This window comes from Cognatundibacterium curvum (assembly GCF_014284235.1).
GTDB lineage: Bacteria > Pseudomonadota > Gammaproteobacteria > Burkholderiales > Burkholderiaceae_D > Undibacterium > Undibacterium curvum.
Window position 1 is genome coordinate 1 of sequence record NZ_JACOGD010000049.1, and the last position, 255, is coordinate 255.

Here is a 255-nt window from a genome sequence, read left to right on the forward strand (position 1 = left end):
ATCATCAATGTTTATGGTCCGACCGAAACCACGATAGACGCCAGTACCTGGCAACTGCCGCCAGCTGAGTCAGAAGCGATAGCACAACTGCCCGCCATCCTGCCCATCGGTCAGCCACTGGCAAACTACCAGGCCTATGTGCTTGATGCCCACTGGCAGCTGGCAGCGATGGGTGTCGAAGGTGAGCTCTTCCTGGGTGGTGCCGGACTGGCGCGTGGCTACCTCGGTCAGCCTGGTTTGACCGCAGAACGCTTT

Annotated in this window: 1 protein-coding gene; it reads left to right on the forward strand. The window is 59.2% G+C overall.

Annotation, left to right across the window (positions count from 1 at the left end; all coding sequences use genetic code 11):
- The coding region (locus tag H8K43_RS19355) for an AMP-binding protein (protein ID WP_186905268.1) at nucleotides 1-255 on the forward strand (255 nt) is incomplete at both ends.